Raw genomic sequence first — 14,516 nt, forward strand, 5'->3', positions numbered from 1 at the left:
TGAAAACAGTCCATTTCACTTTGCAAGCAAGGAGAAATGGACTGTTTTTTACCTTTTAGCAATTTAAGGTCATTCAAAATACTCCTTCTTCGCTCTGTCTTCTAACTTCGTTCGCACGCTAAATTCCTTCCTATACAATAGTTATCGAAAAATTGCATAAGCCCCTATCCTTGCTATTCCAGCATTGAGAACAAAACATAAAATAAACATAGTTTTTTTGCAAAATTCCGAGAAACAGCGAGAATGTTTGTGCTATAATGGTCGCTCACTGTAAAAATTCAATAGAATCTGGGAGGGTATAGCATGCAGGAATACATTACGATCCACAACGCCAGGCAGAACAATTTGAAGGGCTTTGACTTGAAGATTCCCAAAAGAAAAATCACGATTTTCACGGGTGTCTCTGGTTCAGGCAAGTCATCGATCGTCTTTGACACGATCGCACAAGAAGCTGGCCGACAGCTGAATGAGAACTTTTCGAAATTTGTCCGCAACTTTTTGCCAAAATATAGCCAGCCCGATGCGGATGCCATCGACAATCTTTCGATGGCGGTAGTAGTTGATCAAAGCCGTTTAGGCGGCAATTCCCGCTCCACATTAGGGACGATCACGGATATCAACCCCTTGATCCGCTTGCTTTTTTCTCGTCTTGGTCAACCGTATTTAGGTCCTGCATGGAATTTTTCCTTCAATGACCCTCATGGGATGTGTCCCACTTGCGAAGGGATTGGGCGGATCGTCGGGTTAGATTTAGAAAAGGCACTGGATCTTGAAAAGTCCTTGAACGAAGGGGCGATCCTGCTTCCTGGCTACAAAGTTGGCTCTTGGCTACTGAAGTCCTTCACCAATACGGGCTTTTTTGACAATGACAAGCCGTTGGAAGAATATAGCGAAGAGGAAATGAACCGCTTTTTGTATGCCCAAGGAGAAAAAATCGATTCCTTGTATATGGAAGGCATGAGTTCCACCTATGAAGGCTTAGTCGCTCGTTTTAATCGCTCCAATATCAAAGGTGGCAATGAAAGCTCCGCTGCTACGCAGAAGAAAATCGCTTCTTTCATGAATGAGCAGAAGTGTCCTGACTGTCAGGGAAAGCGATTCAATCCACAAGTACTCGCGTGTAAAATCGCGGGCTATTCGATTGCGGACGTTTTGGCGATGCAAGTGGATGAACTATTGACGGTTCTTCAAGAAATCTCGGAGGAGAGTGTCCAACCGCTGCTTCAAAACATCCAAGCGAGAATCACTGATCTAATCAATATCGGGTTGGATTATGTTTCCTTAGACCGTGAAACGACGACCCTTTCTGGTGGGGAAAGCCAGCGGGTAAAAATGGTCAAACACTTGTCTTCTAGCTTGAACGATGTGATCTACATTTTTGATGAGCCGAGTATTGGGCTGCATCCAAGGGACGTCCATCGATTGAATGAATTGTTAGTCAAACTACGGGACAAAGGAAACACCGTCATCGTAGTGGAGCATGATCCAGATGTCATTAAAGCAGCCGACCATATTATCGATGTTGGTCCTAAAGCTGGAAAAAATGGCGGCTATATTACCTACGAAGGAACCTTTGAAGGATTGCTGCGCTCAGATACACTGACTGGCAAAGCATTTGGACAGATGATGGACTTTAAAGAAGCACCTCGCCAGAGTCATCAGTTTATCGAAACGAAAAAATCAACGCTGCATAACTTGAAAAATACAGCACTGCGGGTGCCATTAGGGGTATTTACGGTGGTGACCGGTGTCGCTGGTTCTGGAAAGAGCAGTTTGGTAAATGGTGTTTTTGCCAAAGAATACCCTGAAGCCATTACGATCGATCAATCAGCGGTGGCGGGGAATATTCGCTCTAATCCTGCAACCTATTCAGGAATCATGAATGACGTTCGCAAGTTGTTTTCGCAAGAAAACAAGGTTTCAGCAGGTCTTTTTTCCTACAATTCCGAAGGTGCCTGTGAAACGTGTAAGGGCCATGGTACTATCAAGATGGAGCTGTCCTTTATGGATTCCGTCGAGGTTTTGTGTCAGGCCTGCGGCGGCAAACGGTTTAAAGAAGAAGTCTACCAGTATCGCTTGAAAGGCAAGTCGATCGATGAAGTCCTGGCCATGAGTATCACGGAAGCGGTGGAATTTTTTGAGGAAAAAGCCATCCAAAGAAAATTAAAACAGATTTTGGCTGTGGGTCTAGGATACATGACCCTCGGACAGCCATTAAATACCTTGTCTGGCGGTGAATGCCAACGACTGAAGTTAGCAAAAGAATTAAGCAAAAAAGGCAATATCTACATTATGGATGAACCAACGACCGGATTGCACATGACAGACATCAAGAGCATCTTGGCGATCATTGAACGACTAGTAGAAAAAGGCAACACGGTGATCGTGATCGAACACAACCTTGAGGTCATGAAAGCAGCGGATTGGCTGATCGATGTCGGCATTGATGGTGGGATACGTGGTGGTGAAATCTTGTACGAAGGAACCCCAGAACAACTGATTAATTGTCAATCATCGATTACTGCGCAGTATCTGTTTGAAAAATAAAACCTATCGACCACACTTGACTCTTAGAGAGAAAGGTGTGGTTTTTTTGATGGAATTAAAAATTATTTGGTCTCTGAGCGAGTAACTGTGGTTAAAGCCCACCGACCATTTTATTGCAGAGGATGGTACATAGCCATAACATAGAGTGCTGCTTTCATACCAGAAGAAGCAAAAGCTATAGTTGAAATTAAATTTGCAATTTAAATCAATTTAAGTGCGTTTTTTGTATAAAAAAGATAAAAAAAGAGCATATTTATTTCGTTTTTTGTCTTGTTTGTGTAATAGTAAAGAAAAGAAAACACCAAACAAGGAGAAAAAGTATGCGAGATTTACAGATGGCTTTTATTAGTAATCGAACGACGAGTCGCTTATTTCGAATTTTGAGTACGATAGAGCGTGATCGTATTTTCACTATTGGCGATTTAGCAGAGCAAAACCAAGTGACTCAGCGAACGATTGCCAGTGACATTAAATATATCAAAGAATATTTTGCTGAGAGTATTTCCTTGCTTTCGGGAAATAGCGGCTTTATTTTCGAGGAAAAACAAGCCGAAATTTACAAGAAACGAAAACAGAATCTACTAAAAAACGAATGCTTATTTGAGATCATTGGCAATATTTTCCATGGAAAGCTGGCCAAAGTTGATGAATTGGCCCATCATTATCATTTCTCGGAAAGTACGTTCCGCCGTTTGCTTAACCAACGTAACCCCATATTAAAAAGTTATGGTTTGCAATGGACGTCCAATCCTTTAACAATTGAAGGACGCGAAGCAAATCTGCGGAAGTTTTTCAAAGATTTTTATTATGAAGGTGCTGAAACGATCTTTACGATGATTCCAGATCCTGAGTTACACGAGTTGATCCTTGAGAAATTGCAAGGACAAACAGGCGATTATGATTTAGGTTCGGGGGTAACGCCTGCGGCTTTTAACTATACGTTTTACATCGCCATCAAGCGTGCCAGTCTCGGTTGTTCGATCGATCTTCCAGAAGAGTTAGCGGAACTTGCTTATAAGAGTAGTGGTTTTTCTGCGCTTTGTACCTTAAAAGAAGACATTGAAAGAATTTACGAATTGCAATTGTCAAAAGAAGAATTTGCTTGGATCTATCTAGTAACGCTTTGTAAGCGAACGTTCAATCAAGAGGAACAAGAACAGAAATTTTATCAGCATTTCAATCGAGGATCAGAAATCGCGGACATGACAGCACTCTTTTTGAGGGGACGAGACGTACCGCAAGAAAAGCAAGCAACTATCCAAACCTTCTTACGGTCCTTTTTCCTATCAAGAAAGCTCAACCACCAAATCACCCCTGTCTTGAACAAAGAAATGAGTGATATCAAAGAAGCAATCATGCGCTCGAATTGTGAGCTTTACCAGAAAAATTTGGATTTTCTTGAAAAACATCGTGACAAGCTCGCTCTAAACATAAGTTATCTTGAGGATGTATGTGTGAGTCTCACGCTATATAGTGAATTGATTTTCGATTTTTACGCTTCCAAAAAAACAGTCTATTTTCTTTTAGAAGGGGATCATTTTGTTTGTCAGCATATCCAGATACGCGCGCTCCGTCAATTTGGAAATCGGCATTCTTTGACCTTTATTCCACTACAATACTTGACCAAAGAAGCCTTAAATGAGACCCATATCGATATGGTTGTCACAAATTATCCACGCTACCTCTCTGACTATCATATCGAAACAGAGTACTTCTTACTAAAACCACTTCCGGATGAGCAAGATTGGGACTATTTGGAAAGAAAATTAAGCTCAGCCCAATCACCTCTGTTTTAGTACAAAGCTAATGATAGGAAGCCTTAGAAAGGACAACCATTGTTATTTTCATCTATTTCAGGCGTTGATGAAAATAATGATTTTCTTTTGTTTTGAGACCACGGTATTCTAGGTGTTAGTAAGGCACACGTGTGAAACACTTACAGCTATTCTGTCTCATAAATCTTCGTTTTTAAGAGAATAGATTTCTTATGTAGTTGTTATTTGATAAAACCCTAACTTAACAACTTTTTAAAGACATTTGATAATTTCAAATGTCTTTTTTTTTCGATTCTCAAAAACGAAGATTTATGGGACGATTCTATGGGAAAAGGGGGCGAGTAGCCTAGTTATAAAGATTTTATATTACTGAATGATACTTGAAGAAAGGAGGACATGATGAAATTAATTACGTTGTTTTCTGCTGTACTACTAATAAGTACTTCTGGAATCAATACGATAATGACATTCCAACAAGTAGTTGAGGCAGATACTGTTTCGCTTACAGAAGCGAGCGCGTCATCTGACCTTGAGTCAACGAGTAGCTCGGATGAGTTAGCTGATTTTCCGACAATAACGGAACAAAGCAGTGAAGAACCCTCAGCGCCCTCTGAATTTCCCGAAGATTCGTCCCCAGCTAGTCAAGAAGACCAAGAGCTAGTAGATGAACCATTGCCAGAAGAAAGCACGAACGAGGCAGATCTGGTAGATGATGAGGAAGAACCACAAGTCGAAGCCTTGGACACAGAAGCCGAAATCCTGGCACTTTCAGTTGAAGGTGAGGAGCAACTGCGGGCGATTTTATTAGGAGAATCCTATACGGATAGTCAAGATACTTTGTATGACTATGGACAAATCGCCAATGACCAAGCCATCCTTCTCACTCTTTCTGGCACTTTCACTTTGACTGCACCAATCAGCGAGATTCAGCGGACAAATGTTACGTTTACTGGGCAACAAGCAGTCATTTCTCAAGCAACAGCGGATGATTTGATGCAATTTGTCAATCCAGTGCAACTAACTTGGCAAGGCCTTCAGCTGCAAGGGATTTCTTCGGCCCAAGGTTTGGCTCAAACAACTGGGCAATCCACGATCGTTTTTGAAAATACCCAACTAGAGCTAACAACGTCTACTGGACGATTGGTGAATAACAATCAAGCGCACCTACATTTCAAAGGCAGTAATCGGTTAACGACCGCAGCAGCATCGATTCCGACACTATTTACTGCAAATCGCTTGACCGTCGAAGGGGAATTTATGATCGACCATCGGTCCACAAATACCACTCCGATTTTTGAACTAAATCAAGGAGTGATTGCGGAACAAGCAGTATTTTCCGTCACACGGGCGGCAAATGCTAATACTGGGACCGTCTTTCATTTGACTGGAGCAGCAGCCACACTTGTATTTGGGCAAGAAAGCGTGACGACGATTCGCCAATCTGGCGCCATGGTTTCCCTGCCAAATGCCAATCAAGATAGTCGGTTGACTTTAGCAACAGGAGCAACACTAGATGTTGGCACCGGACAAGGGCTTTCCGGAAACTCCACCAGTACGTTAGGGGAGGTACGGTTACAAGTGGGTAGTCAGTTAAAACTATCTGAGTACGGAACAGTCAGCACGACACCCGCCATCAATGTCGGACGCAGCTTCATCGTTGAAAATAGTACCGCAGACCAGCCTACCATCATTGAGGGAACGCGTACGGGCACAACCACTGGAGCATTTATTCAGCTTCGAAGTGCAAATTCCGTCATCGATTTGGGGGAGCACACACAAACCAAAATCTCTCAGCAGGGACCGCTGTTTACTGGTGTGGCTAGTTCCACGATCGCGATCCAAGACCACGTGAAAATGAACAATCAGCATAGTAACGGGTTTAATGGCAACGTAGCAGTCGACAGTATTTCGATCGGTGATCAGGTGGAAATATCCATCAGTGAACCTGCTAATGCTACGGTTGGTCAAGCGTATCGAACCTTTTTCGCAACATCCTCGGTTCAAATCGGAAGTCATACAACAATTGACGTACCGAGAACGCGAACGACCTCTTCAGCAAGTACATCGAATGTCGTCATCGGCTTAGCATCAAGCAACGGGAAAATCGCCATTGGTGATTATTCAGAAATAGCTGTGAACCAGCGTGGGGCTTTCGTCAACGCAAGTTTGGCTCATGTAACATTAGGAAAATATACGAAACTTACTGGTGTGTTAGGTCATGGCTTCACGGCTGGAACGATGGTGGATCAATTTGAACTGCTTGAAGGAGCTGAAATCAATATTGCTGAGCATTCAACGAGCGCAGCAGCCAATGCTTTTTCCGTGCAAAGGCGTTTCTTCCTAGGAGAAAAAGCAGCGATCAATTATTCTCGTACGTCTTCAGCAGCCAATCCTTTCATTGCATTGGGTTCAACGTCGACGGCTTCCCAATTTTTGTCAGAAGCAAATGCAACCATCACACTCAATCAAGTAGGGCCATTTGTTACTGGTCGCAGCACAACAGATATCTATATTGGTGAAGAAAATACGATCAGTCTACAAACCGCGCAAGGCTTTACCGGCGGTACCTCATCTGCTGCTTCTTCAACCATTCGCCGGTTGCATGTGGGCGATCACTCTGAAATCACCGTTTCTGGACGAAGTAATGCAAATGTTGATTTTTTCCGGTTTAGAGAAGAAATCAAACTAGGCCGTGAAGCGAAAGTAACGGTCAATCATACTACGCGACAAGCTGCAAGAGCCGTTTTTCGTTTAACCTTGGCGAATTCGAAATTTACGATGGAAGAAGGAAGTAAAGCCGAAGTTGATACTGGGGGACGATTTCTACAGGGAGTCGGAACGACGGATCTGTTATTCGGCGAAAATTCCTATACGAGAATCAACGCAGCGAGGGGAATGACAGGAAACACCACTGTTCGTTCAGTTACGCTTGCGCAACATGCTGAAGTGCATTTGACAGAGCCAACAACAACGGCGATTCAAAATTCGGCAACAAGTCAAAACTACTCTAGAATCCAAGTGTCGCAAAGAGTGGAATTGCAAGACAATGCCACCATGACATCAAGAAGAGATCGAACGACTTCAGATTCCCGCTTTATATGGTTGACTGCTAGTAATTCATTTGTTCGGATTGGCAAAGGAGCTACCCTTGACGTGGATCAATCTGGAGGAATCTTTAGAGTCACGACTTCCTCTAATTTCATTCTCAATGATGACGCGACCTTTAAAGGGGTTGCGAGAGGGTTAAATACGCAAGGAGGCGGAAACTGGTCATCCAGTCACTCGAATTCGTTCGCAAATATTACTGTTGGAAAACGAGCGGAATTTTCCCTTACTGATAATCGAACAGGCATGGGGACATCAGCAGAATTTATCAATCGCCCGTTAGTCAATGTGCGCAATTCGTTTTCGGCAGAAGAAGATTCTACGGTTGTGTTAGAAACCATAAGAAATAAATCTGAAGTTCTTTATTTCAGACTAGCCAATGCACGATTGAATATAAACAATGTGAATTTGTTTGAAATTAGTCACCCTACGACAAGAACTGGTCAAGCCAATGCGCAATTGCAGCGTTTGATCCGCTCCGCACAAAATACGGTTGCGAACGGTTTACGAATCAATGTGGCGAGTCAAAAACTAGCAGTTTGGGAAAATGCTTCTTTAGAGGCACCTACAGAAGAATTTATCAACATTTCTGGGATCATGCGAATCAATCGAAATGGCGGGAATACCTTCCCTTATGGAGGCACAGGCAATGGCGAAGCACGTTCCAGATTACTGAGTGGTGAGCAACTAGATGGTTCTTTGGAGAGTCTGGAAAAACAAACGGATATTTACCAAGTGATTTCTAAGAATAACTTCAATAAAATTCGTTTTTCAGAACCAGAAGGTCTCGTTGCACGAATCGATGCATTGAGTGATCAATTGACCGAAATTACTGGTTCCATCTACGAGGATACCGATGTCACAATTATCTCCTATACAAATACTGATGGAGAACTCGTTGAATTGGACAAAAACTCTGAACGAATCGAATGGGGCGACTATCGAGATGAAAATCAGCTGTATCGCTATTTCCGCATTCCTTTAAGAGAAAATGAACGATTGGAAACAGAGACAGAAGTGTCGATTTTCTTATCAAAACCTTCGATTGAGACTTATGTCGATGTGACTGCTCGTCAAACCGTTATCAAAGGGGTGAACTTTGAAGCATACAATATCACCTTAGATCGCTATAAAGTTAATGAATTAAGCACGCAAGAAGAATTAGATGCCTTGATACTTCAAGAAAGTCGTGCGCAAGCCGCAAATGTATTGACGGAAGCGGATATGACGGATGACTTTCGCATCGTAGAAACGGATCTTACACGAGAAGTGGACGAAGACGGTAGCTACTTCGCTGTTCTTGAGGTGGGAAATAAAGCTTACCAGCTGATAGTCGGTATCGATGTGACATCGAAACTTGAGCATATGCGGGTGACGATCCCGACCAAAATGGTCTTCGAATCCTTGTACAACACAGCGGAATCGAATCGTAATTTTGAAAGCCAAGGGTATGAGATCCGCAATCAATCGCCACTTGCCGTGGATACCTACGTCAATCAACTGGCGATCGATGATAGTGCCAGTATTGTCTTATTAGAAGCGGGAGAAGATCCTCTTGACTATGCCGAAAGTGAAAGCGAAGAAGAGGACCCAACCCTTAGCTATGACGATATCTCAACCCCGCTGTTGCGATTGAACCTAAAAACAGATGAAACACAGATCCAACTCTATGAAGCGATGGAGGAACAACACTTGGTTCGCTTAGAAGAAAGAAGTCGCGTGCCGATTTCCTTAACGGGGGATTTCTATGGGGATTACCCGCAATGGGTCGTTGATGCAGAAGCCGATCAAGGCGGGTATTATGAAGACTTGCTCGTACCGAATTATCGCATCGTCTTACGCTTTGTCCCACGAGACTAAAAAAGATCGTACCAAATGTGAAGGAGGTGAATCCATTGGAGCAAACGAATCAAACCGAAAACAAAAAACGACGGAAATGGCTCTGGTGGTTGTTGCTATTGGCAGTACTTGCCTGTGGGTTCGGGTACTACTTTTACCAATCCAAAGCAGCAGTCCCTTTGATCAGTGCTGACTTGTTGCCGGAGTCTGGCGATGCCACCGATCAGCGAGTATCTGAACGGGCGCAGGAAATTGCAGATGCGAATTATTTTACCCTGCAAATCAATCCAGAAGCCATTTTTGAAGATGGTCAAAGCACGGGATCCATTGAGATCGTCAACCCGGGCACCAATGTGTACCCAATCGCCGTGGATATCTCTTTACTGTCGAGCGGGGAAGTCATCTATTCTTCCGGTGCGATCCATCCAAATCAATTTGTTGAAAATGTTGCCTTGGCGTCACCATTGGCAAAAGGCGAGTATCCTGCCAAAGCCACCATCAATATTTACGACCCTGAAAGCAAAGAAAAACAAGGGGTCACTGAAGCTGAATTAACGATTATCGTTAAAAATTAAAAAAAAGAAAAGTGAGGAAATAAAAATGAAAAAATTTGTAGCAGCCATTCTAAGTACAGCAACAATCGCAGGAGTAATCGCAAGCGGCACCACCGCTTTTGCGACACAAACCATTGATGGACGTGAAGGCGATACGTCAGGAGATGTCCAAGTAAACGGGATCATCGGATCATTCGATAACACAACCCCTGGACCAAATCCCGAAGATTTGAACCAATGGATCAATGTGACGATTCCAACGACTGCTTTGTTCTACACCACAGAAGAATCAAGCCACAAAGAGATCGTTTCACCTACCTACACTGTGACAAATAACTCAGCAGTTGGCGTAATTGCTTCTGTTGCGGGTGTCGATACACCATTGAATATGTCTGAAGTAGACTTGTTAAACGTAAATGGTATCGAGTTGTTTGAAAACGGCACACCAACCGTAGCGGAAACTGAATTATTCACCCTTGAAGGCAACCAAGGTACGAATGTAGGAAGCTTTGCTTTCACTGGTGAAGCAACACCGACCGATGCATCAGAAGAATCAAATCCAAGCTTCAAATTGGTCTTGAGCTTTGCGCCGGATGTAGAGGAAGACTAAGAATTGAAATCCCAGTAAAGAAGGGATCTATCATATGAAAAAACGAAAACGAATCGTCCTTTTCGTCGCTGTGTTACTGACTCTGACTGTCTGGGATCTATCGGAAACCAGCGTCGCCGAGGCGACGACAGGGCAAGTCTCTGTGACTGGTCGAATCGGTGAAACGGTGACGCAAGAGGAAGAAGCAGACGATGACAATAAGAAAACGATCGTCGCAGATGCTTCTCAAATTGGACAAGGGAAATTACCGCAAACAGGTTCTTCAAACACAAGCAGTTTGATTATCCTTGGGTATGCACTCCTAGTACTGTTTGTCATTGCAGCGACAAGAAAAAAGAAGCACGGTGAAAGCGTCGCTCCTTAACTATCGTCATCGCTAGAAGCGTAAAGGAGAAACTGTGAGGAAAACTTACAGTTTCTCTTTTTTAATGAAAGAGTAGAGCGGATAAAAAATGAATCAAAAAGGTAAGCAGTCCTTAGTGATACCACAAACGCTGTATAAGTGAGGTCAGTGATAGTTTTGAAAGGATACAGAAGATGAAGATCAAGAAAGAAGCGTTTGAAAGAACCATCATAAATAGTGAATATATTGGCTACTACTATCATCTGCTGACTGCAGATTCTAGCCCCTATCCCCAAGGGGAAAAAATAGATAAGATGCGTTACTTATTAGAAAATAATCACATAGAAGAAATAAAAGCGAATGCTCGCTATTTGTTCATTTTTCGTACGTATAAAGTACCTAGTGTCCTACAAAAAGAGTATCAGTTGTTGGAAGAATGCGTCTCGTACATCTCAAATTTGAACACCCATTTGTTGATGCCTCAAGAAGCAATTGAGCAAAGTCTTTCAATCAAGGCAGAAGATGAGGCGAAGGATCAAAAAGAGCATTACAAGCAGCTGGTCAGAGGGTTGCTGGATATTCTTCATTGACTACTGGACCTTGGTGTTTTCTCAGTAGCTAGAAAAAGTAGTGAATAGATAACGAGAAAGAATAGGATGAGACTTAGGAAGAAAATAAGGGGGCTTGTTCCCCTCAAAGAAAGGAGCAAAGAAGCATGACTGTATTTACTTCAAAGATAGAATATCTTGATGGATTTCAAAAGAAATTTACGGATTCCAATCGTGAAAATGGTGCCTTAGCCTCTTATGTAGAAAAGCAATTAACGTTACTTGATCAATTGGTAGCAGAGATTTCTCCAGAAACATTTTGGGCGATCACCCCAGATATTCTGGGAATCGATGCCAAACTGGTTTTAGTCACAGAAATGATGCGATTTGACGATTTTTCCGATGACGAGATCATTCGAATCGTTGAAAATGATTACCGATTTTATCTGAAAGAACTGTGTGGTTACAATCTAGGAACAAAAGCGAAGCATTCTCTGGTTTTCAATGTGAGATGAATCAAGGAGGGGAATGATAGGAATCACTTCTAGCAAGACGAGTAGGTAAGAAGTGATGACTATTATTAATACTTTTGCAATTAGTGAAGGTGAGCGATTGAAATAGAAGGGGTGTATCGAAAAAAGAGTGGTTAGACAAAAAGCATTCAGGAATTGACTTCTTGAATGCTTTTTGTCTATTCACCTATCTAAAAAAGGTCTTTACTTTGATTTCTACTCCCTCTCATGTAAAATCACCGTTAAAACGATGCCGAACCAGCAAAAATTCTGCAAATAAAATTATTTGTGTTATATTTGAAGGGCATCTGTTCATTTTTTTAATAATCGTTTATTTTTTATCGCATATAGTGAGAAAAATAAACGACGCGATGACTAATTTTTCCGCTTTAATTGATCCGCGGGGGCAGGTTTATCCAAGTAAAACCCTTGTTGAAGAAAAATCTCTTCTTCAAGCAAATACTCGTGAATATCGGAGGTTTCCACTCCTTCAACGATAAATTGGAGCTGGCGGTTACTGGCAATATTGCGCCAGAAGTCGATCAAAAAGAAAATCTCTTTTTGGGGCAGCACGCGCAATGAGATAGGCGAAAATTTGATCACGTCGATTTTGTCCAGCATTGGCGCAATATTCGTCAGGGAATGAATGCCCGTCCCTACATCATCCAATGCGACAGAAAAGTGCATCTGTTTTATTTGGTTGATTTTGTTCATAAGAAAGGATTTGGGATCACAGGCGATGGAAGGTTCCGTATCGTCTTCGGTGATCTCAATCAAAATACGATTATGGTAAGGGGCTAAGTCTGCTAACATCAGAAAGGTTTCTGGATAACTAAGTTGTTGCGGGTGGATATTGAGACTAATTTTTGTATTTTCGTTGGGATGAAGCAAGCTGAAAATTTCATTTCGATACCATTGTAGTAAGCGAGTGTGTAGTTTTTTATATTTGATCACTTGCTGGAAGAAAGAAAGGGGAAACCTATTTCTTTCGGTACTTCGCAATAATAACTCGTAGCCAATCACTTTCTGACTATCTTGTTTCATTTGAAAGATAGGCTGGGCATCAAAGTATAATTGGGGAAATATCGATAAGAGTTCTTGTTCAATTTTTTCAGCCATTGGTTTCTGCTCCTTTCTGGAGTAGCTTTAATTTTGGTTTCATGAAGGGAGAATGTTCCTGATCCTTTCCATGAATCGCTCGCATGCTCGTCTATGATCTGCTAGAAAGAAGCGTTACCTTCAATAATAGGCGAGATATTCTTAAGAAGAATAAGCAAAGAAAGAAGGAGTCGTATGATTATCCATCTGATTTATACTGCGATGTATGCTATTTTAGTCGTGAGCTTGCTTATATCGTATGATCTGTTTATCAAAAATTTTAAAGAATTAAACTTGCGTCTTTCGTTTAAAATTCTGATCGGCATTGTTCTGTTTATTTCGCAAGTCTACTTTATTATATCATTTTCTTTAAATAGTATTGGTTATGTTGCGTATGAATATACGATTCCGATCTTTATTTATTATTTTGGCGTCCTCAAAGAAAAAATCTATTTAGTTGGGCTGGTCCCTGTTATTTTGCTAACTTTTTTTGCATTGATCAATAAATTTGATTGGCAAGCTATGTTCTTTATTATCGGTTTAAATTATGCCATTTTAATCGTGACCTACTCACTAAAGAAAATATTTTACGGTAAAGCAAATCACACCTTTTTTTATCTATTTTCAATTCTTGTGACTGTTGGTTCGCCAATGGTCGACTCAGGACTTTTTTATCGCCGAGAAATTGGCTTTGGCGATGTTGTATTTCTAGGGATTGGCTCAGGGATCATTCTCTTTTTGTGGAAGTATTATCTTCATAACCAAAAAAACTTTCTCGAAAAAATCAACACAAAAATCATTGAACGCAATTATGATGAGTTGACCAAGATAAAAAATTTTCGCAGTCTAAACGAGGACATCTCCAAGCTAACGTTAATTGAAAAGAATCAACTAATTGTAGGGATGTTGGATTTGGATCATTTCAAGCAGATCAATGATCACTATGGACATCAAATCGGTAACCAAGCCTTGACGTTTTTCGCTGAAAAACTGACGACTTTTCTTGACCAAAAAATCGAAGATCCGTCTTTAGTGGAGGTCTATCGATACGGGGGCGAAGAGTTCTTAGTCTTGTTTAGAGGACATACTTTAAGTGAAGTAAAAAATATCATTGAAGAGTTCCATTCATTCTTAAGGAAGGAACAGTTGAATTTAGATGCAGCTCAACTGACTCTTTATTTTTCAGCAGGAATTTCAAAAGCCGAGCCAGCCTTAGACATTTCAGAAACCTTCTACCAAGCCGATCAAGCTTTGTATGAAGCGAAAAGGAAAGGCAGAAATCGCACGATTATTTTTTCTTGAGACGTTTGCTTTTCAGAAGAAGTTTTAATAGAGAGACAAGGATCATAGGTTTCTTTTTCCAGAGTCATATCTTTGTCAAAAGGAAGAGAGGGAGCAATTTGGCAAGTATAACGGTTTACCAAATGGTTTACCGATTATTTTTAGAGGTTAAGCGAAGAGAAAAAATAAGTAGAGTACTTTTTAAGAAGTGGAGAGAAACCACTTCTTTTTTTGCACCTAGCATTGGGCAGCCGCACTTGGCAGCATCGAAATGGTTTTCTGGCGTGTTTACACCCTTTGATAG

Annotated in this window: 10 protein-coding genes; 9 read left to right on the forward strand and 1 reads right to left on the reverse strand. The window is 41.6% G+C overall.

Going from position 1 to position 14,516, the window contains the following annotated elements; all coding sequences use genetic code 11:
- Positions 1–303: 303 nt before the first annotated feature.
- The 8 genes from IGI84_RS02705 to IGI84_RS02740 all read left to right on the forward strand — a co-directional run bounded on the left by IGI84_RS02705 (position 304) and on the right by IGI84_RS02740 (position 11,836).
- Positions 304–2,547: an ATP-binding cassette domain-containing protein gene (locus tag IGI84_RS02705; RefSeq protein WP_430600701.1), complete on the forward strand. Its 2,244-nt coding sequence runs from the start codon at positions 304–306 to the stop codon at positions 2,545–2,547.
- A gap of 320 nt (positions 2,548–2,867) precedes the next feature.
- The gene (locus IGI84_RS02710) at positions 2,868–4,343 is read left to right on the forward strand and encodes a helix-turn-helix domain-containing protein (RefSeq protein ID WP_430600702.1); all 1,476 of its coding nucleotides are present in this window, start codon (positions 2,868–2,870) and stop codon (positions 4,341–4,343) included.
- Between the two features lie 375 nt (positions 4,344–4,718).
- The gene (locus IGI84_RS02715; protein WP_430600703.1) at positions 4,719–9,287 is read left to right on the forward strand and encodes a hypothetical protein; all 4,569 of its coding nucleotides are present in this window, start codon (positions 4,719–4,721) and stop codon (positions 9,285–9,287) included.
- 35 nt (positions 9,288–9,322) lie between these two features.
- Positions 9,323–9,841, forward strand: a complete 519-nt coding sequence (locus tag IGI84_RS02720) for a hypothetical protein (RefSeq protein WP_430600704.1) — start codon at positions 9,323–9,325, stop codon at positions 9,839–9,841.
- Between the two features lie 25 nt (positions 9,842–9,866).
- On the forward strand, positions 9,867–10,430 hold the full coding sequence (locus IGI84_RS02725; protein ID WP_081118995.1) for a hypothetical protein: 564 nt from the start codon (positions 9,867–9,869) through the stop codon (positions 10,428–10,430).
- Between the two features lie 34 nt (positions 10,431–10,464).
- Entirely contained in the window at positions 10,465–10,794 is a 330-nt protein-coding gene (locus IGI84_RS02730) for an LPXTG cell wall anchor domain-containing protein (RefSeq protein ID WP_081118996.1), read from the forward strand.
- A 173-nt stretch (positions 10,795–10,967) separates the two neighbouring features.
- The gene (locus IGI84_RS02735; protein ID WP_200126139.1) at positions 10,968–11,363 is read left to right on the forward strand and encodes a hypothetical protein; all 396 of its coding nucleotides are present in this window, start codon (positions 10,968–10,970) and stop codon (positions 11,361–11,363) included.
- Positions 11,364–11,488: 125 nt separating this feature from the next.
- A complete protein-coding gene (locus IGI84_RS02740; RefSeq protein WP_081118998.1) occupies positions 11,489–11,836 on the forward strand; it encodes a DUF7006 family protein in 348 nt (115 codons plus the stop codon).
- A gap of 372 nt (positions 11,837–12,208) precedes the next feature.
- Here the strand turns inward: IGI84_RS02740 and IGI84_RS02745 are convergent, their stop codons facing one another.
- Positions 12,209–12,952, reverse strand: a complete 744-nt coding sequence (locus IGI84_RS02745; protein ID WP_081118999.1) for an EAL domain-containing protein — start codon at positions 12,950–12,952, stop codon at positions 12,209–12,211.
- Positions 12,953–13,126: 174 nt separating this feature from the next.
- On the opposite strand from IGI84_RS02745, the gene IGI84_RS02750 reads away from it, so the two are divergent.
- The gene (locus tag IGI84_RS02750) at positions 13,127–14,233 is read left to right on the forward strand and encodes a GGDEF domain-containing protein (protein WP_430600705.1); all 1,107 of its coding nucleotides are present in this window, start codon (positions 13,127–13,129) and stop codon (positions 14,231–14,233) included.
- Positions 14,234–14,516: the final 283 nt, after the last annotated feature.

The sequence above is a fragment of the Enterococcus sp. DIV0008 genome, from assembly GCF_050542615.1.
Classification (GTDB): domain Bacteria; phylum Bacillota; class Bacilli; order Lactobacillales; family Enterococcaceae; genus Enterococcus_D; species Enterococcus_D innesii.